This window comes from Massilia sp. X63, assembly GCF_041023745.1.
Classification (GTDB): Bacteria; Pseudomonadota; Gammaproteobacteria; order Burkholderiales; family Burkholderiaceae_D; genus Telluria.
Genome location: NZ_JBFTEF010000002.1, coordinates 585,369 through 609,513 on the forward strand (window position 1 = coordinate 585,369; position 24,145 = coordinate 609,513).

At 66.9% G+C, this 24,145-nt stretch carries 16 protein-coding genes; 4 read left to right on the forward strand and 12 right to left on the reverse strand.

All coding sequences use genetic code 11. From position 1 onward, the window contains the following. Positions 1-18: 18 nt before the first annotated feature. From cls to AB3347_RS06750, 3 genes are all read left to right on the forward strand, one after another. Positions 19-1,296, forward strand: coding sequence for a cardiolipin synthase (gene cls, locus AB3347_RS06740; RefSeq protein WP_369091005.1), 1,278 nt, complete (start codon positions 19-21; stop codon positions 1,294-1,296). 191 nt (positions 1,297-1,487) lie between these two features. Next, on the forward strand, positions 1,488-3,653 hold the full coding sequence (locus tag AB3347_RS06745; protein ID WP_369091006.1) for a S46 family peptidase: 2,166 nt from the start codon (positions 1,488-1,490) through the stop codon (positions 3,651-3,653). Between the two features lie 149 nt (positions 3,654-3,802). Then, the gene (locus AB3347_RS06750) at positions 3,803-4,885 is read left to right on the forward strand and encodes an alpha/beta fold hydrolase (RefSeq protein WP_369091007.1); all 1,083 of its coding nucleotides are present in this window, start codon (positions 3,803-3,805) and stop codon (positions 4,883-4,885) included. Positions 4,886-4,888: 3 nt separating this feature from the next. Here the strand turns inward: AB3347_RS06750 and AB3347_RS06755 are convergent, their stop codons facing one another. Continuing rightward, a complete protein-coding gene (locus AB3347_RS06755) occupies positions 4,889-5,530 on the reverse strand; it encodes a CatA-like O-acetyltransferase (RefSeq protein ID WP_369091008.1) in 642 nt (213 codons plus the stop codon). Positions 5,531-5,546: 16 nt separating this feature from the next. Then, the gene (locus tag AB3347_RS06760) at positions 5,547-7,013 is read right to left on the reverse strand and encodes an APC family permease (protein WP_369091009.1); all 1,467 of its coding nucleotides are present in this window, start codon (positions 7,011-7,013) and stop codon (positions 5,547-5,549) included. 246 nt (positions 7,014-7,259) lie between these two features. Here AB3347_RS06760 and hmpA point away from each other — a divergent pair, with 246 nt between their 5' ends. Further along, a complete protein-coding gene (gene hmpA, locus AB3347_RS06765; protein WP_369091010.1) occupies positions 7,260-8,447 on the forward strand; it encodes an NO-inducible flavohemoprotein in 1,188 nt (395 codons plus the stop codon). A gap of 137 nt (positions 8,448-8,584) precedes the next feature. Here hmpA and AB3347_RS06770 read toward each other — a convergent pair whose 3' ends face one another. The 10 genes from AB3347_RS06770 to AB3347_RS06815 all read right to left on the reverse strand — a co-directional run bounded on the left by AB3347_RS06770 (position 8,585) and on the right by AB3347_RS06815 (position 24,079). Then, positions 8,585-9,463, reverse strand: coding sequence for a head GIN domain-containing protein (locus AB3347_RS06770; protein ID WP_369091011.1), 879 nt, complete (start codon positions 9,461-9,463; stop codon positions 8,585-8,587). 138 nt (positions 9,464-9,601) lie between these two features. Then, a complete protein-coding gene (locus AB3347_RS06775) occupies positions 9,602-10,714 on the reverse strand; it encodes an NADH:flavin oxidoreductase/NADH oxidase (protein ID WP_369091012.1) in 1,113 nt (370 codons plus the stop codon). Between the two features lie 159 nt (positions 10,715-10,873). Beyond that, a complete protein-coding gene (locus AB3347_RS06780; RefSeq protein ID WP_369091013.1) occupies positions 10,874-11,875 on the reverse strand; it encodes a succinylglutamate desuccinylase in 1,002 nt (333 codons plus the stop codon). Positions 11,876-11,879: 4 nt separating this feature from the next. Next, positions 11,880-16,589 (reverse strand): NAD-glutamate dehydrogenase domain-containing protein, encoded by a 4,710-nt coding sequence (locus tag AB3347_RS06785; RefSeq protein ID WP_369091014.1) that lies wholly within the window; start codon positions 16,587-16,589, stop codon positions 11,880-11,882. Between the two features lie 152 nt (positions 16,590-16,741). Continuing rightward, positions 16,742-18,085, reverse strand: coding sequence for an N-succinylarginine dihydrolase (gene astB, locus AB3347_RS06790; protein WP_369091015.1), 1,344 nt, complete (start codon positions 18,083-18,085; stop codon positions 16,742-16,744). A gap of 13 nt (positions 18,086-18,098) precedes the next feature. Then, positions 18,099-19,580, reverse strand: coding sequence for a succinylglutamate-semialdehyde dehydrogenase (gene astD, locus AB3347_RS06795; RefSeq protein WP_369091016.1), 1,482 nt, complete (start codon positions 19,578-19,580; stop codon positions 18,099-18,101). Further along, positions 19,573-20,607, reverse strand: a complete 1,035-nt coding sequence (astA, locus tag AB3347_RS06800) for an arginine N-succinyltransferase (RefSeq protein ID WP_369091017.1) — start codon at positions 20,605-20,607, stop codon at positions 19,573-19,575. The genes astD and astA overlap by 8 nt, the downstream gene beginning before the upstream one ends. Before the next feature lie 11 nt (positions 20,608-20,618). After that, a complete protein-coding gene (locus tag AB3347_RS06805) occupies positions 20,619-21,647 on the reverse strand; it encodes an arginine N-succinyltransferase (protein ID WP_369091018.1) in 1,029 nt (342 codons plus the stop codon). A 78-nt stretch (positions 21,648-21,725) separates the two neighbouring features. Further along, on the reverse strand, positions 21,726-22,967 hold the full coding sequence (locus AB3347_RS06810; protein WP_369091019.1) for an acetylornithine/succinyldiaminopimelate transaminase: 1,242 nt from the start codon (positions 22,965-22,967) through the stop codon (positions 21,726-21,728). 170 nt (positions 22,968-23,137) lie between these two features. Beyond that, positions 23,138-24,079, reverse strand: coding sequence for a GlxA family transcriptional regulator (locus tag AB3347_RS06815; RefSeq protein ID WP_369091020.1), 942 nt, complete (start codon positions 24,077-24,079; stop codon positions 23,138-23,140). Between the last annotated feature and the right edge of the window lie 66 nt (positions 24,080-24,145).

The following is a 24,145-nucleotide window of genomic DNA, read 5'->3' on the forward strand; positions in this document are numbered from 1 at the left end:
TTTACGTCCGCATTTCCTATGTCACCAAAACGCTTCTGGACAATCCTGGTCACGGCCGCGCTCACGCTGGTCGGCGGTGTGCTCGTGCTGAATTTCATGCCGAGCGAAACGCAGATCGAAACCCGGCTGACGCGCCAGTACGACAGCAACGACCCGCAGTTCCGCCGCTCGCTCGGTGTGCTGCTCGGTCCGCCTATTCTCGAGGGCAACAAGGTCGAGGCCTTGCTCAATGGCGACGAGATCTTCCCGGCCATGCTGGAAGCGATCCGTTCGGCCGAAAAGACGATTACTTTCGAGACCTATATCTACTGGTCCGGATCGATCGGACGCGAATTTACCGAGGCCCTGATGGAGCGCGCCCGCGCCGGCGTCAAGGTCCACCTGATGCTGGACTTCATGGGCAGCATCAAGCTGGACCTGGCGCAAATCGACGCCATGAAGCAGGCCGGCGTGCAGGTGCAGCGCTACCACAAGCCGGTGTGGTGGAAACTGGCGCGCCTGAACAACCGCACCCACCGCAAGCTCCTGGTGATCGACGGCAAGGTCGGCTTCACCGGCGGGGTTGGCATTGCCGACCAGTGGCGCGGCAATGCCCAGGACCAGGATCACTGGCGCGACACCCATTTCCGCATCGAAGGGCCGGTGGTCGGCCAGGTGCAGGCCGTCTTCAACGATAACTGGACCAAGGCGACGGGCACCGTGCTCGACGGCCCGAATTACTTCCCGGCCCTGCAGCAGGTGGGCGACATGCCGGCCCAGATGTTCTCCAGCTCGCCGACCGGCGGCGCCGAATCGATGCACCTGATGTACCTGATGGCGATCACCGCGGCGCGCCACACCATCGACCTGTCGGCCGCCTACTTCGTGCCGGACGACCTGACCATCCGCACCCTGATCGAAGCCGCCAGGCGCGGCGTGCGCGTGCGCATCATCATGCCCGGCAAGTTCATCGACTCCGACCTGGTCAAGGCCGCCTCGCGAGAGCGCTGGGGCGAACTGCTGGCCGCCGGCGTGCAACTGGCCGAATACCAGCCGACCATGTATCACGTGAAGGCGCTGATCGTCGATAACTTGCTGGTGTCGGTCGGCTCGACCAACTTCGACAACCGCTCGTTCAGCATCAACGACGAAGCCAACCTGAATGTCCTGCACGAAGGATTTGCGCGCCGGCAGACCGCCATCTTCGAGGACGACTGGCGGCACGCGAACCGGGTGACCAAGGCCGAACACCGCGAACGGCCATGGTGGGAGCGCCTGACGACCGGCATCGCCTCTGTATTCAGTGCCCAGCTATAGTTTCTGCTCGAAAACTACGGGTTTGTCGGCACGAAATAGTGGTTGACGATGCGTATGTGGATTACGGATACTCTTGGATGCTCCGCGGAGCATTGAACGTCTAACACAAACCCCAGAGCAAGGCGCATCGTCGACGTTGGGGGTTGTGTCAGGCGTTCCAAGAGTTCCCACCTCCATAAAGACAAACGCGAATGAAAAAGACCCTCCTCTCGCTGGCCATCCTCACCAGCTTCGCCGCACAAGCGGACGAAGGCATGTGGATGCCGCAACAGCTGCCACAAGTAGCCAAGCAACTGAAAGCCGCCGGCCTCAAGCTGGATCCGGCCACCCTGACCAAGCTGACCGAATTCCCGATGGGCGCGATCGTGAGCCTGGGCGGCTGCTCGGCCTCGTTCGTCTCGCCGCAGGGCCTGGTCGTCACCAACCACCACTGCGTGTACAACAGCGTGGCGGTCAACTCGACCCCGGAGCGCGACCTGCTCGCCAACGGCTTCCTGGCCAAGACCCTGGATGAAGAGCTGCCGGCCGCGCCGGGCAGCCGCGTCTACGTGACCGAGGAAGTGGCGAACGTCACCAACCAGATCGTTACCCCGGAAGTCGCCAAGCTGAACGGCAAGGCGCGCATCGACGCCATCGAGAAGAACCAGAAGAAGCTGGTGGCCGAGTGCGAACAGTCGGCCGGCTACCGCTGCACCGTGGCCAGCTATTACGGCGGCCTGGAGTTCTACCGCCTGAAGCAGCTGGAAATCCGCGACGTGCGCCTGGTGCACGCCCCGCCGGCCGGCGTCGGCAAGTTCGGCGGCGACACCGACAACTGGATGTGGCCGCGCCACACCGGCGATTATGGCTTCTACCGCGCCTACGTGAGCAAGGACGGCAAGGCCGCCGAGTTCTCGAAGGACAACGTGCCTTACCAGCCGAAGCACGTGCTGAAGATCGCCGATCCGAGCGCCAGCGCCAAGGAAGGCGATTTCGTGATGGTGCTGGGCTACCCGGGCCGCACCAACCGCCACCGCCTGCCGTCGGAAGTCGAATCGACCTTCACCTGGAACTACCCGGCCTTCGTGCAGGCCTCGGGCGAGACCCTGGCCATCATCGAGCGCGAGACCAAGAACGACCCGGCCGCCAAGCTCAAGTACGCCGGCCAGATCGCCAGCGTCAACAACTACTACAAGAACCGCAAGGGCATGCTGACCTCGTACGCGGGCAGCGATTTCCTGCAGCGCAAGACGGCCGAGCACAATGCCATGAAGGCCTGGGTCAACGCCAACCCGGCCCGCAAGGCGCAGTACGCCGCCGACATCGCGCAGGCCGAACAGCTGATCGCCGAGCGCGACGCCAACGCCAAGAAGGGCTTCTTCCTGGGCTACGCCCAGCCGAAGTTCCTGTCTTCGGCACGTTCGCTGTACCGCCTGGCCAACGAGCGCACCAAGCCGGACGCCGAGCGCAAGACCGGCTTCCAGGAACGCGACATGCCGCGCTGGAACTCGGTCATCGCCGGCCAGGACCGCACCTACGACGAAAAGGTCGACAAGGCGCTGGTGCTGAACTTCCTGACCAAGTACAACGCGCAGCCGGCCGCCGAGCATGACGCCGCCTTCGACGCCGCCCTGGGCATCAAGCCGGGCATGACCGACGCCGAGCTGAAGGCCGCGCTGGACCGCATCTACGCCGGTTCGAAGCTGGCCAACAAGGAAGAGCGCAGCGCGTGGCTGAAGAAGTCGCCGGCCGAATTCCAGGCCTCGAACGACAGCTTCATCAAGGCCGCCGTCGCCATGTACGACGCGTCGATGCGCGACGAAGCCAAGGAAGAGGAACTGGCAGGCAAGATTCAGCAAGCCTACGGCAACTACATGCGCGCCAAGATCGCCTACATGTCTAGCCGCGGCCAGGCCGTCTACCCGGACGCCAACGGCACCCTGCGCGTCACCTTCGGCAAGGTGATGGGCCGTGACGTCGGCGCCGACGGCACCGGTTCCTGGACCGCGTTCACGACCCCGAAAGGCATCGTGGCCAAGCACACCGGCGAAGGCGAGTTCAACGCACCGGCAGCCCAGCTGGCGGCGATCCAGGCCAAGGACTTCGGCAAGTACGTCGATCCGAAGCTGAAGACCGTGCCGGTCAACTTCCTGGCCACGCTGGACATTACCGGCGGCAACTCGGGCTCGGCCGCGCTGAACTCGAAGGGCGAGCTGATCGGCCTGGCCTTCGACGGCACCCTGGATTCGATCATCTCGGACTGGGACTTCAACAAGGCCATGACCCGCTCGATCCAGGTCGACAGCCGCTACATGCTGTGGAACATGAAGCACGTGGACAAGGCCGATAACCTGCTCAAGGAAATGAACGTGCAATAAGCGCGCATTGCCTGCGAAAGCCACGCCGCCGCCAGGCCGCGTGGCTTTTTTTCGCTTCACCCCACCGATCGTGCAGTTCGTCGCGCCCCGGATGCAGGCATGCAGATCGGCGCGTTATGCTCCTTCCATCACCAGGAAAGGACGCACACATGAAGAAGGCATGGCTGTTCATCGGCGCGCTGCTGGCATCCGCCTGCACCCTGGCGCAGGAAGCCGCGGATCCCTACGCAAGATCGCGCGCCATCATCGAAGACCTGAGCCGCATCAGCGCCCCCACCGGGGTGCAGGACTCCTACAAGACCCGCATCGGCGGCGTCGACCAGTGGCTGAGCGTGCGCGGCCAGGACCGCGACAACCCCATGATCCTGTTCGTGCATGGCGGACCGGCCTCGCCGATCACGCCGACCATGTGGCAGTTCCAGCGCCCGATCGAGGAATACTTCACGGTGGTGAACTGGGACCAGCGCGGCGCCGGCAAGAGCTACGCCGAAGCCGATCCCGAGCAGGTGGCCCCGACGATCCGCATCGAGCGCTACGTGGATGACGCGATCGAGGTGGCCGAGCACCTGAAGGCGCGCTACGGCAAGCGCAAGCTGATCCTGATGGGCCACAGCTGGGGCACCATCGTCGGCATGCGCGCGGCGCTCAAGCGCCCCGACCTGTTCTACGCCTACGTCGGCATCGGCCAGGTGCTGAACGTGCGCGAGAACGAGCGCATCAGCTTCGAATACGCCTTCGAGCGCGCCAAGCGCGAGAATAATGCGGAGGCGATCAGGGAGATGTCCGCGATCGCGCCCTACCCCGGCGACCGGCCGATCACGCGCGAGCGCATCATCGTCGCGCGCAAGTGGCCGCAGTATTACGGCGGCCTGTCGGCCTTCCGCAGCGAATCCGGCTACTTCTTCCGCGGTCCCCTGCTCTCGCCGGAATACACGCCAGCCCAGGTAAAAGACATCGACAAGGGCAGCCTGCTGACCCTGGGCCGGGTGCTGCCGGAATTCCTCGAAGTGGATTTTTCGAAGGTAAAGCGCTTCCCGATCCCGGTCGTGATGTTCCTGGGCCGGCACGACTACACCACCCCGGCGGCGCCCACGGTGGCCTGGATGGACCAGGTGGATGCGCCCGCCAAGCGCATGGTCTGGTTCGAGCGTTCGGCCCATATGCTGCCGTGGGAAGAACCGGGCAAGCTGCTCGTCAGCCTGCTCGACGTGGTCAGGCCGCTGGCGAAGTAGGGTTTATCGCATCATCGCTTCCAGCTCGGCCGCGATCTGGCGGCCCAGCTGGTGGATGTGGAAGCCGTCGACGAAGCCGTGGTGGGCCTGCACCGAGAACGGCAGCTCCAGGCGGCCGTTCGGGCAGTCGCGGTACTTGCCCCAGGCGAAAGAAGGAATGTCCGGCTGCGCCAGCGAGGCGCTCGGATGCTGGATCGAGGTAAAGGCCAGCCACGGAATGCAGGTCACGAAGACCTGCTCTTTCGCTTGCAATGCTGTCCTGGCGGCGTATTCCATGTTCAGCGCCGCCATGCCGCTCGCCGCTTCACGCGCCGCGACGCCGCGCGCGACGAATTCGCGCAGGTCGTCGCTCCAGTCGAACTGGGCGAAATTCAGGTCATTGTGCTGGTTGACCACCGTGAAGGACGGTATCAGGCGCTCGATGCGGATCACATCGCCGTCGAGGATCCGGTAGCGGAAGTTTTCCACTTTCAGCACCGCGCGCAGCACGGCGCACAGCAGCACGTGGAAAGGCGCCAGGTCCTGCTCCCTGCACCAGGGGCGGAAGTCCGGCAGCTCCAGCGGAAAACAGATGTTGACCGCGGCGCTGTCCATCGCGTCGAACAGCGCGAAGCGGTCGCGCCGCCGTTCGAAATTCTCCAGCACCGGCTTGTCCTTGCGCTTACTGCGCCTTGTTCAGGCGGCTGTGGCGCACGCTGTACAGGAAATAGGTGGCCACGGCCACGCCCATCCAGATGAAGAACACGCGGAAAGTGGCAGGCGACAGGTCCTTCATGATGTACAGGCAGGCCAGCACCGACAGGCCCGGGACCACGTAGGGGCCGAAGGGCACGCGGAAGTTACCCGGCTCGCCTGGTCCCTGCTTGGCGCGGATCACCGGCACCGCGATTGAGACCACGATGAAGGCGGTCAGGGTGCCCATGCTCACCATGTCCCACAGGAAGGTGGCGTCGACCAGGCCGGCCACCGCGCCCACCACCAGGCAGACGATGATGGTATTGCTGACCGGGGCCAGGGTACGCTTGTTCACCTTCTGGAAGGTCTTCGGAATCAGTCCGTCGCGGCTGATCGCGTACAGGATGCGGGTCTGGCCGTAGATCGTCACCAGGGTCACCGAGAACACCGACACCACGGCGCCCGCCGACAGCACCAGTGCCGGCCAGGCCTGGCCGGTCACGTTCTGCAGGATCACCGACAGGCCGGCTTCCTGGCCCGCGAACATGTGCGAAGGCTGGGCGCCCATGGCGGCGACCGCCACCAGCAGGTAGAAGACGGTCACGATCAGGAGCGCGGCCAGGATCCCGATCGGCACGTTGCGGCGCGGGTTGTTGGTTTCCTCGCCGGCGGTGGCGATGGTGTCCAGGCCGATGAAGGAGAAGAACACGGTGCCGGCGGCGGCGGTCACGCCGGCCATGCCGACGAAGCCGCTGTCGGGATCCGGGTTGAAAAAGGGCGTGAAGTTGTTGGCGTCGAAACCGGTCAGCGCGATCACCGAGAAGAAGATCAGGATCGCCAGCTTGACCAGCACCATGACGGCATTGGTGGTCGCCGATTCCTTGGTGCCGCGGATCAGGAGAATGCAGCACATCGCGATCAGGATCACCGGCGGCAGGTTGAAGTTGCCGGGGTTGAAGTGGACGTTGTGGTGGTCCGACACGAACATCGGCGAGCGCAGGTAGGCCGGGATCTCCCAGCCGAAGGCATTCGACAGGAAGTTGTTCAGGTAGTCCGACCAGCCGATCGCCACCGCGCTTCCCGCCAGGCCGTATTCGAGCAGCAGGCAGGCCGCCACGATGAAGGCGGCGAACTCGCCCACGGTCGCGTAGGCGAAGGAATACGAGGAGCCGGCGGCCGGCACGCGGCCCGCCAGCTCGGCGTAGCACAGCGCGGTCAGGCCGGCGGTGAGGGCGGCCAGCAGGAAGGACAGGACCACGGCCGGACCGGCCTTCGGCACCGCCTCGACCATCGTGAAGAAGATGCCGGTGCCGATGGTGGCGCCGACGCCGATCATCGTCAGCGGGAACAGGCCGAGCGAGCGCTGCAGGCCGCCGCTGGAGCCGTCGCCATCGTCATGGTGACGTTCAGCTGTTTTGGTGCGGATCAGCTTTTGGCCCAGGGTCAGATTCACGGCAGGTCCTTTGGTATGGAGAACTTGGAGTCAATGCGGGCGCTCAAGGGAGATCCCATCAAAAGCTGCGATTATAGGGGTAGTTGTGTTTTCCCAATAAAATAGTTTGCGGAAAGATGCATTTACTCAGCATCTTTTGATAGAATGGACGCGTCCGAACTGCTTTGCTATCCAGTCCGGACCATTTTTTGGCTTTAAACATGCATTGTTTATACATCATTACAATGCATCCATAAGGAACACCTCATGATTTCGAGCGCCTCCCGTCCCTACATCGACGCTTCCGTTCCGGTCCTGCGCGAGCACGGCCTGACCATCACCACCACCTTCTACCGCAGCATGTTCGACGCCCATCCGGAGCTGAAGAACCTGTTCAACATGGGCAACCAGACCAGCGGCGCGCAGCAGCAGTCGCTGGCCTCGGCGGTGTTCGCCTATGCCGCCAACATCGGCAACGCCGCCGCACTCGGCCCGGTGGTGAGCCGCATCGTGCACAAGCACGCCTCGGTGGGTATCCGTGCCGACCACTACCCGATCGTCGGCCACCACCTGCTCGGCGCGATCAAGACCGTGCTGGGCGATGCCGCCACCGAGCCGCTCCTAAAGGCCTGGGAAGAGGCCTACACCTCGCTGGCGCGCCTGCTGATCGATGCGGAAGCGAAGATGTACGAGGAAGCCGGCGTGCAGCCGGGCGAGACGCGCCCAATGCGCGTCACGGAAGTGGTGCGCGAGAGCGACAACGTGATCTCGATCCGCCTGGTTCCGGCCGACGGCGGCGCCCTGCCGCCCTTCCGGGCCGGCCAGTACGTGAGCGTGGCGGTCGACTTCAGCGACGGCCACCGCCAGCTGCGCCAGTACAGCCTGTCCGATGCGCCTGGCAAGGACAGCCTGCGCATCTCGGTCAAGCGCGAGGATGGCGGCGCCCACCCGGCCGGCGAAGTCTCGACCTGGCTGCACAACAACGTGAACGTGGACGACGTGCTGCACGTCACCCATCCGTTCGGCGACTTCCTGCCCGATACCGAATCGAACGAACCGGTGGTGCTGCTGTCGGCGGGCGTGGGCGTCACCCCGATGATCGCGGCGCTGAACCGCATCGCCGCGGTGAACCCGGAGCGCCGCGTGATCTTCGCGCACGCCGCACGCAATGCCGCGCACCACGCGCACCAGGCCGACATCGCCGCCGCCAGGGCGCGCATGCCCTACCTGCACGTGGTGACCTTCCATGAAGAGGATGAGACGGCGGGCGCCCTGAAGGGCAAGATGGACCTGGAGCGCCTGCCCTCGTGGCCGCGCGGCGAGACCGACGTCTATATGTGCGGCCCGCTGCCCTTCATGCAGGCGCAGTGGAACGCCCTGCTGGCGGCAGGCGCACCGGCGAGCCGCCTGCACCGCGAAGTGTTCGGTCCGGACCTGCTGGACAACCTGCTCTAAGCCCAAGGGTGGGCGGGTCCCCCCGCCCACGCGCTGATCACTGCAATATGAAACTTCCCGGCTGTTCCGGCGATGCTTGAACGCGTGGGGTGATCTGGTCCAGTGGACCAGATCACAAGCCGCCCACGCTACGAAAATCAATCGAGGAGGTGCACGTTACGTCCGGTAACGCTGCGCTGCGCCGGATGCCCATACACCCGGATCCCACCCGAACCGCCGCCGTGCGCGATCAGCGACTGCTTGACCGTGGCGCGGATGCCGCCCGAACCGTCGGCCGCCAGGTCGGCGTCCTGCGAGGACAGCCCGGCCAGGTCGAGGTTGCCCGAGCCCGCCACGCGGGCATTCAGCGAGCGCACCGCGCCGCCGGCCTGCAGCACGCCCGAACCATCCACCTTGAGGCGCGCATAGTCGCCGCGGATCTCGCCGACGTTCATGCGGCCCGAGCCCGACAGGCCCAGGTCGGCGCTGGCGCTGCGCAGCTCGCCCGCGTCGAGCACGCCCGAGCCGCTCACGCGCGCATGCAGGCTGTCGACCGTCCCTGCCAGCGCTACCCGTCCGGAACCGCTCTTGCGCACTTCCAGCGGCGCGCCGTTCAGGTCGCGCACGACCACCTGGCCGGAACCCGATGCCCGCACTTCGCTCAGGCGCGGGGTGGTGTACACCACGCGCACCGGCGTCTTGCTGCGCAGCGGGCGATCGTTGGCGATCTTCAGCGTATTGCCGCGCGCCTCGGTGCGGATGTAGGGCAGCAGGTTGCCGTCGCTTTCCACCAGCAGCGAGGGCGCCGGACCGACCCGCACCTCGACCTGCATCGCGCCGCTCACTTCCAGCTCGCCGAGCGCCGCCACCTGGCGCTGGTCGCGCGCGGCCACGCCGTCGCCCTCAACGGTACTGTCGCTGAACACCGTATGCATGCGCACGTCGCCGTCGTTGGGGGCGACGATGATGGCGCAGCCGCCCAGGGAGGCGGCGGTGGCGAGGGAGGCAAGGGCAAGTAGGGTACGGGGCGAACGCATGGCGTGGATCCTTGATGGTTGTTGACAGGTGCGACTCTAACAATCACCCCACCGCGCCGCACGCCCGTTGCGACAGGCTGCACAAAACGCCGGCTGAGCTGCGACTGGACGCCGCGAGTCGCTGCCCTGCGATGCGCCTCAGCCTACCCGCATGCTGCCGAACAGCTCCTTGTGTTCGCGCGGCTGCGAACGCCAATACTGCGGCGGGGCGAACACCTGCTCGCCCAGCGTGACCGCCGCATGCCAGGGCCAGCGCGGGTCGTACAGCATGGCGCGCGCCAGCCCGATGAGGTCGGCCTGGCCCTGCTGCAGGATGCTTTCCGCGTGCTGCGCCTCGGTGATCAGGCCCACCCCGATGGTCGGCATGCCGGTCTCGCGCTTGATGCGCTGCGCGAACGCGAGCTGGTAGCCGGGTCCGACGGGGATCTTCTGCCGCGGCGACAAACCGCCGCTGGAGACGTGGATGAAGTCGCAGCCGCGCTCCTCCAGCTCACGGGCGAAGCGCAGGCTCTGTTCGATCTCCCAGCCGCCCTCGACCCAGTCGGTGGCCGAGATGCGCACCCCCACCGCCATTTCGGACGGCACCGCGGCGCGCACGGCCTCAAGCACCTCGAGCGGGAAGCGCATGCGGTTTTCCAGGGAGCCGCCGTACTCGTCGTCTCGGGCGTTCGACAGCGGCGACAGGAACTGGTGCAGCAGGTAGCCATGGGCGGCGTGCAGCTCGATGCCGTCCAGGCCCAGCGCCTGCGCGCGGCGGGCGGCATCGACGAAACCCTGCCTGATGCGCGCCAGGCCGTCGGCATCGAGCGCCAGCGGCGGCACGTCGCCTTCGGCATGCGCCAGGCTCGATGGCGCGACAGTCCGCCAGCCGCGCGGCTGGTCCGGGGCAATCTGGGCGCCGCCTTCCCAGGGCACCTCGGTCGAGGCCTTGCGGCCGGCGTGGGCCAGCTGGACGGCGAGCTTGATCGGCGAATGGCGGCGAATCGCGCCGAAGATCGGCGCCAGCGCTTGCTGGTGGGCGTCGGACCACAGGCCCAGGTCCTCCGGCGAAATGCGGCCCTCGGGCGTCACGGCGGTCGCTTCGATGATGAGCAGGCCGGCGCCGGACAGCGCCAGGTTACCGAGGTGAATCATGTGCCAGTCGGTGGGCTGGCCGTCGACGGCCGAATACTGGCACATCGGGGCGATCACGATGCGGTTGGAGAGTTGCAGGGGACCCAGGGTGACTGGGGAGAAAAGCATGCTGCTCATGAGGCCTCCGCGATGGGCAAAGGCTTCAGTCTAGCTTGAGGTGAAATTTAATGCTGCGGCCTTGCTTGGGGAAATTGGACTCCCGCCTGCGCGGGAGTGACGGTTGTACGGCCAACATCATCAACACGTCGTTCCGGCGAAAGCCGGAACCTTGCCTGATCAGCCGATCCGCGTGACCATCAAGCCAGCACGCAGGCCGACACGCACGTCGGGGTTGGGAAACACCACCAGCTCCTCGTCATGCTCCACGGTATATACCGTGTCGCCATCGGTCGCGATGACATCCCCCTTCTTCATCGGCGTGAAGTTCCAGGTCTCGCGTCCCACCGACATGGTAAAAGCATCCGACAGCTTGATCACCTGCCTTGCCGTCGCGAACACGTGCGGCGCGGCCCTGGCGGCCTCGCCGGGCAGGCCGCGCAGCAGCCGGTCCAGCGCGCGCGATGCATCGGCAAACTGCGACAGGTCGTTCTGCCCCAGCGTGCCGACCCGTCCCAGCTCCACGGTGCTGCCTGCGGCGCCGTGGAGCTCCGACGAATAGTAGCTGTAGGTGCCCACCGACTTCGGGTTCATGATGACGGCGCCGATCGCCGCCTGTCCCAGCCAGTCGATGAGCGCCTTGCGCGGCGTATCGGGAATGATCTCGGGCACGATCGCGAACATCGGATAGTGCGAAGGCCGGATCGCCGTGTGCAGGTCGAGGTGCCAGCGCCGCGGCCCGGCCCCTTCGAAGAAGGCGCAGGTGGCGGAGATGAGCGCATCGGCCCGCGCCGCTTCCGCGGCATGGGCCAGCGCCCCCCGGTCGCTACGGAACATGCGGTTCAGGTCCGCATCGATGAAGCGCTTGCCGGCCGCGATCGCGTCGATGTTGCCGACGCAGAGCATCAGGTCGACCGCCAGCGCCGAAGGGGTGCGCGACAGGGCTTCGATGAGCCAGGCCACCATCTCGATCGGCCCGGTCTCGTCACCATGCACGCCCACCGATACCAGCACGCTCGCGCGCGCGGCATCGGGCGTCGCGCCCTTCACCGCCAGGATGCCGGGGGCCGGCAGCGCGACCGCGAAGCCAGCCTCGGAAAAGCGCTGCGCGACCGAAGCGAAATCCGCTTCGGCCAGTGCGCGCACCGCTTCCGGCAGCGCAGAACTCACGTTCGCGCTCATCCGATCAGGCCGCCAGGCGGTCCGGGCTCGAACCTTCCGACAGCGCCCAGACGTCCAGCATGGCCTGCTCGAGCTCGACCGGCTGTGCGAAGCCGGTCAGGCCGCGCGCTTCCGTGACCTGCTTGACGGCTGCCAGCGGATCGCCGCCCTGGCCGGCACGCTCGATCACCTGCAGCAGCAGGCGCTGCTGGGTGCGGCGCAGGGCCTGCATCGCGTAGTTGCGCAGCTGTTCCTGCGCCTTGCTCTGCGCCGGCAGCTTCAGGCCGCGCTCCAGCATGTCGATGCCGGCCTGCTGGCGCAGGGCCATGCCGACCTGCAGGAACTGCGCCAGGCTCATGCCGCCCGGACGCTGCACCGAGACCGCCGCGAACAGGAAGGTAGCCAGCGACTCGATGGTCTCGACCGACTTCCAGGCCGCGGTGAAGGACGCCGGCAGGCCGCTGTGGCCGTCGGCTTCCGAACGGGCCGGGGTGAGCGAACGCAACTGGTCGGCCTGGCCGAACAGGGTGGACAGCTCGGCCATGCCGTCGGCGCCGGCCGGCAGCGACAGCACGCCTTCGATCACGGCGCGCAGCAGCGCACGGGTACGCGCATCGACCGCCATCGAAACGTCGCGCGGCACCTTCAGCGCGTCGGCGTCGAGTGCGTCGAACACCGGCGACAGGTGCAGCGCCGACCAGGCGCGGGCCCAGGCCTTGACCACGTCGGTTTCGTCGACGCGGTGCTCGGCAGCCAGGTCGCGCAGCATCAGCGGACCGCAGCGGTTGACCGCTTCGTTGGCCAGCACGGTCGCCAGGATGGCGTTGGCCAGCGGGTGGTTCAGCGGATTGCGGGTAGCGACCATCTGCGCCGGGAAATATGGACGCAGCAGCGATTCGGCCCACGACTCCTCGACCAGCGGCAGCGCCAGCAGGGTGCGCTTGAAGCGGTTCTTCACGTTGGCGATGACCACCGCCAGTTCCGGCGTGCTCAGGCCCAGGCCCAGTGCCTTGCGGCGGGCCAGCTCGGCGTCGGTCGGCAGCTGTTCCAGTTCGCGGTTGACGGCGCCTTCCGATTCCAGGTTGGTGATCAAAGCGGCGTAGCCGTCCACCACCGAGGCGGTGGCCTGCGCCTGCGCTTCGCGGGTCAAGAGGTGGGTCTGCTGCTTGTTGTCGCGCAGGACCAGCTCTTCCACCGCGCCGGTCATTTCGTTCAGGATGCGGTTACGGTCGGCTTCCGGCAGCTCGCCGGCGTTGACTTCGGTGTCCAGCCAGATCTTGATGTTCACTTCGTGGTCGGAGCAGTCCACGCCCGCCGAGTTGTCGATCGCGTCGGTGAAGATGCGGCCGCCGTTCAGGGCGAACTCGATACGGCCGGCCTGGGTGGCGCCCAGGTTGCCGCCCTCGCCCACCACCTTGCAGCGCATTTCGTTGCCGTTGACGCGGATGCGGTCGTTGGCGCGGTCTTTCACCTGGGCGTGGGTCTCGTTCGACGACTTGATGTAGGTGCCGATGCCGCCGTTGTAGAACAGGTCGACCGGCGCCAGCAGGATGCGGTGCATCAGTTCCTCAGGCGACAGCGAGCTTTCCTTGATGTCGAGGACGGCACGGATTTCCGGGCTCAGCTCGATCGAGCGCGCGGTGCGCGGGAACACGCCGCCGCCCTGCGAGATCAGCGACTTGTCGTAGTCTTCCCACGACGAACGTGCGAGCGCGAACATGCGCTGGCGTTCCTTGAACGAGACTTCGGTGTCCGGGTTCGGGTCCAGGAAGATGTGGCGGTGGTCGAAGGCCGCCACCAGCTTCAGCTGGCGCGACAGCAGCACGCCGTTGCCGAACACGTCGCCCGACATGTCGCCCACGCCGACCATGGTCACCGGGGTGGTGTTCATGTCGTGGCCCAGTTCGAAGAAGTGGCGCTTGACCGCTTCGAATGCGCCCTTGGCGGTGATGCCCATCTTCTTGTGGTCGTAGCCGTTCGAGCCGCCCGAGGCGAAGGCGTCGCCCAGCCAGAAGCCGCGCTTGACGGCGATGCTGTTGGCGATGTCCGAGAAGGTCGCGGTGCCCTTGTCGGCGGCGACCACCAGGTACGGGTCGTCCTGGTCGTGGCGCACGGTGTTTTCCGGCGGGACGATGTCGCCGCGCACGCGGTTGTCGGTCACTTCCAGCAGGCTGGCGATGAATTCGCGGTAGCATGCTTCGCCCTCGGCCGCCACCACTTCACGCGCGGCGCCGGTCGGCATCTGCTTGCACACGAAGCCGCCCTTCGAGCCGGCCGGCACGATGACGGCGTTCTTGACCATCTGCGCCTTGACCAGGCCCAGCACTTCGGTACGGTAGTCTTCCATGCGGTCCGACCAGCGCAGGCCGCCGCGGGCGACCGGGCCGCCACGCAGGTGCACGCCTTCGAAGCGGCGCGAGAACACGTAGATCTCGCGGTACGGACGCGGTTCCGGGGCCAGCGCCAGGTTGCTGGTGTCGACCTTGAAGATCATCTTCTCGCCGGCGTTCTGGAAGTAGTTGGTGCGCACGGTGGCCAGGGCCAGGTCGACCAGGGCCGCCATGATCTCTTCGGTGTCGGCGTGGTTCACGGTCGACAGGCCGGCCTTCAGCGCGGCCAGCTTGGCGGTGCCGGCGGCGTGCTGGGCATCGTCCAGCCTTGGATCGAAGCGCAGCAGGAAAGCGCTGACGAATTCCTTCACCAGGGCCGACTGGGTGCGCAAGGTCTCGGCCATGTAGCGCACCGAGAACTTCGAGCCCAGCTGGCGCCAGTAGCTGATGTAGGCGCGCACCAGCTGCACTTCGCGCAGCGACAGGCCGCCTTCGATGGTCAGGCCGTTCATGCGGCCGTCTTCGGCCTCGTTGTTGAACAGCGCGGTGAACAGTTCCTCGGCCACCGGGATGATGCCCGGCTTGACCAGCTTGGCGCCGCTTTCGTCGTCCACGGCCAGGGCGGTCACGTTGTGCACGGCGCCGTCGGCGGTCTTGAGGGTCCAGGTCTGCTCGCGGTCGACCGCGATGCCGGCGTTCTGCAGGGCCGGCAGGATGCGCGACAGCGAAGGCACGACCTCGCCCGAGTACAGGCGGATCGAGGCATCGATGCCGTTGGCGGCGTCGCCCGGCTCCACGCGTACGGCGACACGCTCGTGCTGGCCGTTCTTCAGCACCGCCTGCAGGTCGCGGAAAGCGGTTTCCGGCGCGGTGTTGGTGACAAAAGAGACCGGCAGGTTGGCGCCGAGCTTGCGCAGGCTGCTGCGCAGGCCGGCGTCTTCGATGGTGTTGGTGGACGCGGCGAAGCGGTCGTGCCAGCCGTCCAGTACTGCCAGCAGCGGTTGCTGGATGTCGGTTTCGAGGTCGAGCGGATAGCGGGCGGCATGCGCGATCAGGTAGACGCGCGCCAGCGGGCCGTCGGCCACCAGGGTCTGCACGCGCACCTCAACGGCGCCCGAGGTCTCCTTCAGGGCCTGGGCCAGGCTGGACGCCACCGCGGCGCTGTAGCGCTCGCGCGGCAGGTAGACCAGCACGTTCAGGTGGCGCGCATACACGTCGCGGCGCGCGAAGACCTTCGGGCGCGGCTGCTTGTACATCGACACGACCGACGAGCACACCTGGGCCAGCCATTCCGGATCGGCTTCCAGCGCTTCGGTGCGCGGCAGCGATTCGAGGATCTCGACGAATTTCTCGGCGCGGAAGCCTTCCTGGCGCACGCCGGCGATCGACAGCACCTTGGCGACGCGGCCGCGCGCGAACGGCAGGCGCGCCAGCGGGGTCGAGGTGGCGGCGCGGGTGAACAGGCCGACGAAGCAGTGCTCGCCCAGGATCTTGCCCTGGGCGTCGGTGTTGCGCACGCCGATGAAGTCGAGCGGCTGGTCACGGTGCAGGGTGCCCTCGACGTCGGCTTTCACGATCGACAGGGTGTCGGCGCGGCGCGACAGGGTTTCGAAGTCGCCCGGGATGTTGGCCAGGCAGGTGCCGTAGACCGGGTGCGCGGTGTCGGCCAGCACGCCGGTGCGGCTCGGGATGTCGCGCTCGAGTTCGCGCACGCCTTCCTTCACGACGTAGTAGGCGTAGCCGAAGGGCTCGAAGCCTTCGTTCTTGGCCCACTCGAGGAAGGCGGCCACTTCCTGGCCTTCCGGGGTGCCTGCGTTGGCGGCGGCGGCGGCCACCGCGGTCATGCGGTCGGCCATCTTGACGGCGTCGCGGTGCACGGTGGCGGCGTCGCTGGCGACCATGCGGATACGCGCGGTCAGGGAATCCAGTTCGGAGAATTCGAGCTCGTCGCTCATCAGGATCAGGACGATCGATTCCAGCGGCGCGCCGGCTTCGCCGACGGCGGTGGCCATGCCGCTGGCGTCGCGGCGCACCGGCAGCACGGCGTTCATCACGCCGCTTGCGGTCTGGCGCTCCTTGCGCAGGGCCATGACGAAGGAATCGACCAGGTAAGGCATGTCGTCGTTCAGGATCAGCAGGGCGGTCGCCATGCCGCCGCGGCCGTCCGAGTAGCGCATTGAGGCGATCTGGCAGCCGGTGCCGGTGCGCTGGGCCAGCTGCGAGAAACCTTCCCACAGCACTGGCGCCAGGCTCTCGGGCGCGGTGCCGGCCAGGTCTTCGTCGTCGAGCGATCCGAGCCAGGCGCTGATGAGCGCTCCCACCTGCGCGTTGGCGCCGGCGGCGGCATGGTTTGCGTTGACCAGCGCGAGGGTCTGGCTGCGCAAATCTTGAGGCATGTCTTTCATGTTGCTTCTCCAAAGTTTGTGTGCCGGGAGGCGCTATGGCTTGTGGCGTCGCGCCGTCCCGGCTTTATATGGACGGGGTTGTCCCGTCCGAATTCCGTGCGCGCCTTGAAACGGGGCGCGCCAATCCGTCATTAGAACATGCCGGCAGGGCCTTACGACAGGTCGTACAGGCCCGGCAGGCCGAGGATGCGTTCCAGCTCCTCGAGCGCGGCAGCGCACTCGATGGCCAGCTGCGGGTCGGCCAGGTCTTTCGGCTCGACCCGGTCGCGGTAATATTTTTCGACCCAGGCCACCAGCAGCGCGTACAGCGTCTCGGTCATGATCACGCCGCCGTGCATGGCTTGCGCCTCGTCGTCGGTCAGGGCGACGCGCAGGCGCAGGCAGGCCGGCCCGCCGCCGTTGCGCATGCTCTGGCGCAGGTCGAATTCGATCAGTTCGTCGATCGGGCCGCCTTCGGCGACCATGCCGCCCAGGTAGCGCGCGACGGCTTCGTTCTCGCGGCATTCGTGCGGCACCACCAGCGCCATGCGGCCGTCCGGCTTGGTCAGCAGCTGGCTGTTGAACAGGTAGCTGGCCACGGCATCGGCCACCGGCACCTGGCTGCTTGCCACGCGCACCGGCACCAGGTCGGTGTCGACCCCGGCCAGGGCGCGGCGCAGCGCGTCCAGGGTGCCGGCTTCGTCGACGAAGGCCTGCTCGTGGTAGAACAGCACGTTGCCGTTGCCGACCGAGATCACGTCGTTGTGGAACACGCCCTGGTCGATCACGTCGGGGTTCTGCGAGGCGAACACGGTGCGGGCCGGGTCCAGGCCGTGCAGGCGGGCCACCGCCTGCGAGGCTTCCAGGGTCTGGCGCGCCGGGTATTTCCTGGGGCTTGGCGCGGCCGGATCGAACTCGGCGCGGCCGTACACGAAGAACTCGACGCCGGCCGCGCCGTGCGCGCCGGCGAAGCGGGTGTGGTTGGCGGCGCCTTCGTCGCCAAAGGCCGGCACCGGCGGCAGCGCGTCATGCACCACGAAGCGGCTCGAATTCCCGAAGATCGCACGCAGGGTGCGCGTGGCCTGCACGTGCTCTTCCGAGCGGTGCAGCTTGTTGTTCAGGTTGGCCGGCGTGAAGTGCACGCGGCCGTCCTGGGAATCGGCCGAAGGGCTCACGGTGGCCGCGTTGGCGGTCCACATCGGCGCCGCCGAATAGGCGCAGGCCAGGATCACCGGCGCTTCGCGGAAGGCGCGCGCCAGCACGTCGGCGTCGGAGCCGGAAAAGCCGATGCGGCGCAGCAGGCGGAAGTTCGGGCGCGCCTGCGGCGGCATCACGGCCTGGGCGAAGCCGCGCGCGGCCAATGCGCGCATCTTGGCCAGGCCCTGCAGGGCGGCCTGGCGCGGATTCGAGGCGCTGCGCACGTTGCTGAACGAGGCGACGTTGCCGAACGACAGGCCGGCATAGTTGTGGGACGGCCCGACCAGGCCGTCGAAGTTGTATTCGCGGGCAGTAAGCATCGGCGGGATTGTCCTAGAAAGTCAGGCCGGGCGACAGCTTGGCCGGCATCTCGAGTTCCGCCGTCTCGATCGAGGCGACCGGGTAGGCGCAATAGTCGGCCGCGTAGTAGGCGCTCGGGCGGTGGTTGCCGGACTTGCCGACGCCGCCGAAGGGCGCCGAGCTGGCCGCGCCGGTGGTCGGGCGGTTCCAGTTGACGATGCCGGCGCGGGCGCGCACCGAGAAGCGCTTCCACAGCGCTTCGGACGGCGACAGCAGGGCCGCGGCCAGGCCGTACTCGGTGGCGTTGGCCACGCGCAGGGCCTCGTCGAAGTCCTTCACGCGGATCACCTGCAGCAGCGGGCCGAACCATTCTTCGTCCGGGATGCCCTGCGCGTCGGTGGTGTCGACGATGCCGGCGGTGACGAAACCGGCGTTCGGGTCGAGCTGCTTCATCTGCAGCAGCACCTTGCCGCCCTTCGCGGCCATGTCGGCCTGGGCCTGTACCAGGCGGGCGGCCACAAGGCTCGAGACGACCGGGCCCATGAAGGGCTGCGGATCGGCCTTCGAGGGGCCCGGCTGCAGGGTCGCGGCGATGTTGACCAGACGGTCAAGGAAGGCTTGGGCCTGCGGGCCATCCTCGATGATCAGGCGGCGCGCGCAGGTGCAGCGCTGGCCGGCCGAAATAAAGGCCGACATCACGGTGTGGTGCACGGCGGCGTCCAGCAGTGTGGGGTCGCTCGGGATGTCCCACACCACCAGCGGGTTGTTGCCGCCCATTTCCAGCGCCAGCATCTTGCCCGGCTTGCCGCCGAACTGCTTGTGCAGGGCGGTGCCGGTCTGGCTGCTGCCGGTGAACAGGATGCCGTCGATATCGGGATGCTGGCCCAGCGCCACGCCGGTGTCGCGGCCGCCGTTGACCAGGTTCAGCACGCCCTCAGGCAGGCCGGCCTGTTCCCACAGCTGCACGGTCTTGACGGCGGTGCGCGGCGCGTACTCGCTCGGCTTGAACACCACGGTGTTCCCGGCGATCAGGGCCGGCACGATGTGGCCGTTCGGCAGGTGGCCGGGGAAGTTATACGGGCCGTACACCGCGAACACGCCGTGCGGGCGGTGGCGCAGCACGGCATTGCCGTCGGCGACCTTGCTTGCCGACTCGCCGGTGCGGGCGCCGTAGGACTGGACCGAGATGTCGATCTTGTTCGCCATGGTCGTCACTTCGGTGCGCGCTTCCCACAACGGCTTGCCGACTTCCTCGGCGATGATGCCGGCCAGTTCCTCGGCATGTTCCTTGAGCAGGTCGCGGAAGCGCGTGCAGACCGCGATGCGCTGTTCGAGCGGCGTCAGCGCCCAGGCTTCGAAGGCAGCGCGGGCCGCGCCGGCGGCGCGCGCCACATCTTCAGCGGTGGAGGCATTGCTGGTCCAGGTCTGGCGGCCGGTCGACGGGTCGATGGTGGCCAGCTCCGGGCCGCTGCCGGCGAGCCATTCGCCGTCGATGTAGTTCGAGAGATTAGGCATTCGCGTTCTTCCTTGTATTGAGGGGCAGCGTGCGCACTTCCTCGCCGGCCTGCACGTGCAGCTGCGACAGTTCCTGGGCCGACAGTGCGATGCGGGCGGCGCCGGGCACGCCGCGGGTCAGGATCATGCGGAAATCGGTGAGCCTGGTGTTCGACACCAGCAAATGTTCGGTCTCTTCCTCGTGGACGCCTTCGACCGCCTCCGCCAGCACGCTGTCGCGCACCGCGCGCAGCTCGGACACGCGGCCTTGCAGCACCGGGCCGGCGTCGAAGATGTCGACGTAGCCTTCGTAGTGCATCCCTTCGTTTTCCAGCAGCTTGCGCGCCGGCTGGGTCGAGGTATGCACCTTGCCGATGACTTCGCGCGCCGATTCCGGCAGGTAGTCGACGTACAGCGGCTGGCGCGGCATCAGTTCGGCGATGAAGGATTTCTTGCCGAGCGCGGTCAGGCCGTCGACGTGGTCGAAGTCCATCTTGAAGAAATGCCGGCCCAGGCCTTCGTAGAACGGCGAGACGCCGTTCTCGTCCTGGTAGCCACGCATCTCGGCGATGATCTTCTCGGTGAACAGCTGCTGGAACTGGGCGATGAACAGGAAGCGGCTCTTGGACAGCCACTTGCCGTTGAAGCCGGCGCGGTACTGCGGCAGCAGGAACAGCGAGCACAGTTCGGACGAGCCGGTGAGGTCGTTCGACAGATACAGGGTTTCCATCCGCGTGAACACGTTCAGTTCGCGGCTGCAGTGCACCAGGGTGCCGATGCGGTAGTTGTAGAAGGGCTCGGTGAGGCCGACCGCGCCCTTGATGGCGCACACGCCGGCGATGCGCGCGTCTTCGGTATGCTCGAGCACGAACATGTAGTCGCGCTGCTCGGGCGGAATGGTTTCATTGAACGAGGCCACCGCGGTGGCGACGCGGTCGCCCAGCATCTTGCGGTCGGGCTTGAGCGTGGTCATGCCGCTGCCGGCCTGGCGCGCCATCTCGATCAGGGCGTCCAGGTCGTCGGTGTTTACTGCACGGATTACGAGCATCGGGTTCCCTCTCAGATGCGCACGCAGGTGACGCTATCGCCGGGCGACACGCCAAGCGCCTGCTGGGCGTCGCGCGACAGGCAGATCGCCTGGCTGGATTCGGCCGGCGGGCAGGCGGTGATGACGGCGCGGAAATTCGCTTCGCTGCTGGCCACGGCATAGGTCACCAGCTCGTCGGTACCGGCGGCGCGGCCGGCGCTCTCGACCTGGCGCACCTGCGAGGCGCAGAACGAGCGCAGCGCGTTCTTGTGGGCCTGCAGGATCGGGCCGCCGTCGAAGATGTCGATGTACTCGTCGGCCTCGAAGCCTTCTTGCGTGAGCAGCTTGAAGGCCAGTTGGCCGCTCGGATGGATCTGGCCCAGCGCGGCCTGGGCGTCGCCCGGCAGCAGCGGCACGTAGACCGGATAGTGCGGCATCAGCTCGACGATCAGGGTACGGTTGCGGGCGCCGTCGATGACGCGCTCGGCGTCCAGGAAGTCCATCTTGAAGAACTTGCGGCCCAGCGCGTTCCAGAACGGCGACTGGCCTTCGGCATCGGTGACGCCGGCCAGCGGCACGAAGAAGCGGTCGCCGAAGCGGTGCGGCGCCAGCACGGCGTACAACAGGCGCGCACGCGACAGCAGCGCGGCTTCAAGGCCGGCGCTGTCGCGGTTGCGGATGTAGAAGCCCGACAGGTGCGAGTAGGCGGTCAGCTCCGAGCACAGGGTCAGCGCATGCACGCTGTGGCTGATGTTCAGGTCGCGCGAGACCTGCTGGATCACGTCGTTGCGGAAAGAGAAATAGGTGCCGTTCGAACCGGCCGAGGCGTGGATCGACGAAGTGCCGACCACGTCGCGCGTGCGCAGGTCTTCCAGCACGAACTGGTACGACTCCTCGCTCGGAATGTCGACGTGGGCGGCGAACGAGGCGATCGAACGCTCGACCGCCGCGACGATGGCTTCGCGCGTGCGGGGCAGCGTGTGGACGCCGGGGATCGTCACCGCGCCCAAGGCCTCGAGGGCGCCGATGTCCGCGCGTTCAACCGGACGAACTACATACATGCGAACTCCTGGAAGAGATCAACTCAAACAGCGAAGCCGGCGCACCTGGACAGTGCGCCGGCCGATGCAGACTGCGCGTCAGGCGGCGATGAAGGCCTCGACGGCTTCACGCATGATGCGGTCCGCTTCCGCGATCTGCTCGTCCGAAACCACCAGGGCCGGGGCCAGGCGCACCACGTCCGGGCCGGCGATCAGGAGCATCAGGCCCATCTTTTCGCAGACCTTGGTGTAATCCTTGGAACGGCCCTTTTGCTCGCCCGCCATCGGCAGGCCGATCAGGAGGCCCAGGCCGCGCGGCTTGCCGAACACCTGCGGATAGTCGGCGGCCAGCTTCTCGAGGTTGGCGAAGATCCTGGCGCTGGCTTCTTTCACGCGCGCCAGGAAGGCCGGCTGGTTGATGGTCTCGACCACTTTGAGGCCGACGGTGCCCGCCAGCGGGTTGCCGCCGTAGGTGGTGCCGTGCGAGCCGACGTTGAAATGCATGCCGATTTCCTCGGTGGTCAGCATGGCGCCGATCGGGTAGCCGTTGCCCAGCGCCTTGGCCGAGGTCAGGATGTCCGGGGTGACGCCGGTGTCCATGTAGGCGTACAGGGCGCCGGTGCGGCCCACGCCCGACTGCACTTCGTCGAACACCAGCAGCGCGCCGGTCTTGTCGCAGAACTCGCGCAGGGCCTTCAGGTAGGCATGGTCGCCCGGGATCACGCCGCCCTCGCCCTGGATCGGCTCGACGATCACGGCCGCGACGTCGTCGGTGATGGCGGCGCGCGCGGCTTCGATGTCGTTGTACGGGATGTGGCTCAGTTCCTGCGGCAGCGGCTCGAAGCCTTCGGTGTACTTCGGCTGGCCGCCGACCGAGACGGTGAACAGGGTACGGCCGTGGAAGGACGACAGGCAGGACACGATGCGCGACTTGTGCGGGCCGAACTTGGTGTGCGCATATTTACGCGCCAGCTTCAGGGCCGCTTCGTTGGCTTCGGCGCCCGAGTTGCAGAAGAAGGCGCGGTCGGCGAAGGTGGCTTCGGTCAGGGCCAGGCCCAGGCGCAGCACCGGCTCGTTGGTGTAGCCGTTGCCCAGGTGCCAGACCTTGCCCAGCTGTTCGGTCAGCGCCGCGACCAGGGCCGGGTTGCAGTGGCCCAGGCTCGAGACGGCGATGCCCGAGGTGAAGTCCAAGTAACGCTTGCCTTCCTGGTCCCACAGGTCCAGGCCCGATGCGCGCACCGGCACCATGGCGGCCGGGGCGTAGGTCGGAACGAGGACTTCGTCGAAGGTCTGCCGGGTGACAGGCCGCGTGGTGACACCGGAGTCAAGGTTTGCGTTCATGGCTTCTTCCTCTTCAATGATCGGTTGTACGCGGGCCAATTGCCGCGCAGGTTAGGACCATTATAGGAAGCCACCCTGACAAGTTCTTGCAGAAGTGCGACAGGGATTTTCGTTTTTAGTCGAAGAAAGATTGTGGGAATGGCAAGCCCCTTCGGCACCCTGCCCTGGCGCTATTGTCCCAGCTTGCGCTGCCGCTCTTCGCGCGGGGTATTTCCGAACAGCGCGCCGAAGGCCGTCGAGAAGTGCGAGCCCGAGGAAAACCCGCACATCAGCCCCACCTGCACGATCGAATAATTGGTCTCGAGCAGCAATTTACGCGCCCGTTGCAGGCGCAGTTCGAGGTAGTAGCGCGAAGGCAGGCTGCCGAGATATTGCTTGAACAGGCGTTCCAGCTGGCGCCGCGAAATGCCGGCCAGCTGCGCGATTTCGTCGGTCGAGAGCGGCTCTTCGATGTTCGCTTCCATCAAGGCCACCGCCTCGGTCAGCTTCGGCTGCAGGGCGCCGAAGCGGGCCTGCAGCGCCACCCGCTGGCGCTCGTCCTTGCCGCGCACGCGGTCCACGCACAGGATCTCCTTGACCTGCGCCTGCAGCCCCGCACCGAACAGCATCTCGACCAGGGTCAGCGCGAAATCGATGCTGGCCGCGCCGCCGCAGCAGGTCAGCCGGTTGCGGTCGAATTCGTAGAGGTGGGGCGTGAACAGGGCCTGCTCGGCCAGTGCATTGGTGTCCGGATACAGCGCCCAGGGCAGCGCGGTGCGCACGCCGTGCAGGGCGCCGGCATCGGCCAGCCACAGCACGCCTGCGCCGACGCCGCCCCAGAACGGCGCCGCGCGGCAGCGCTCGACCAGGGCGCGGCAGTTGGCCGGTTTCAGGGCGGCTTCCGCCTCGTCGGCGACCAGCAGCACCAGGTGCCAATGGCGCTGGGCGTCGGCGCTGAATTTGTCGGGGCTGCGCACGTCGACGTGCAGCAGTTCGGGACCCAGCAGCTTGGCCGCCAGGCGCAGCGGCTGTACCAGGCCGGACCAGGTCAGCATGTCCGGCTCGCCCGCATTCACCAGCAGCACGCGCAGCGGCCGTTCCTGTGCCAGTTGGGACAGGTCAGCAGGCTGCATCGGGATGGATCGGCGGTGTCATCAGGGAAAACGGGCGTGGCGCCCGGCGGTACGCATCGGCCGTAA

Excerpts from the sequence above, each read along its gene's own strand:
- AB3347_RS06745 (WP_369091006.1), top strand. The coding sequence starts at position 1,488 with ATGAAAAAGACCCTCCTCTCGCTGGCCATCCTCACCAGCTTCGCCGCA.
- AB3347_RS06810 (WP_369091019.1), bottom strand. The coding sequence starts at position 22,967 with ATGAACGCAAACCTTGACTCCGGTGTCACCACGCGGCCTGTCACCCGG.
- hmpA (WP_369091010.1), top strand. The coding sequence starts at position 7,260 with ATGATTTCGAGCGCCTCCCGTCCCTACATCGACGCTTCCGTTCCGGTC.
- AB3347_RS06815 (WP_369091020.1), bottom strand. The coding sequence starts at position 24,079 with ATGCAGCCTGCTGACCTGTCCCAACTGGCACAGGAACGGCCGCTGCGC.
- AB3347_RS06775 (WP_369091012.1), bottom strand. The coding sequence starts at position 10,714 with ATGAGCAGCATGCTTTTCTCCCCAGTCACCCTGGGTCCCCTGCAACTC.
- AB3347_RS06785 (WP_369091014.1), bottom strand. The coding sequence starts at position 16,589 with ATGAAAGACATGCCTCAAGATTTGCGCAGCCAGACCCTCGCGCTGGTC.
- astD (WP_369091016.1), bottom strand. The coding sequence starts at position 19,580 with ATGCCTAATCTCTCGAACTACATCGACGGCGAATGGCTCGCCGGCAGC.
- astA (WP_369091017.1), bottom strand. The coding sequence starts at position 20,607 with ATGCTCGTAATCCGTGCAGTAAACACCGACGACCTGGACGCCCTGATC.
- AB3347_RS06750 (WP_369091007.1), top strand. The coding sequence starts at position 3,803 with ATGAAGAAGGCATGGCTGTTCATCGGCGCGCTGCTGGCATCCGCCTGC.
- AB3347_RS06780 (WP_369091013.1), bottom strand. The coding sequence starts at position 11,875 with ATGAGCGCGAACGTGAGTTCTGCGCTGCCGGAAGCGGTGCGCGCACTG.
- AB3347_RS06805 (WP_369091018.1), bottom strand. The coding sequence starts at position 21,647 with ATGTATGTAGTTCGTCCGGTTGAACGCGCGGACATCGGCGCCCTCGAG.
- AB3347_RS06770 (WP_369091011.1), bottom strand. The coding sequence starts at position 9,463 with ATGCGTTCGCCCCGTACCCTACTTGCCCTTGCCTCCCTCGCCACCGCC.
- astB (WP_369091015.1), bottom strand. The coding sequence starts at position 18,085 with ATGCTTACTGCCCGCGAATACAACTTCGACGGCCTGGTCGGGCCGTCC.
- cls (WP_369091005.1), top strand. The coding sequence starts at position 19 with ATGTCACCAAAACGCTTCTGGACAATCCTGGTCACGGCCGCGCTCACG.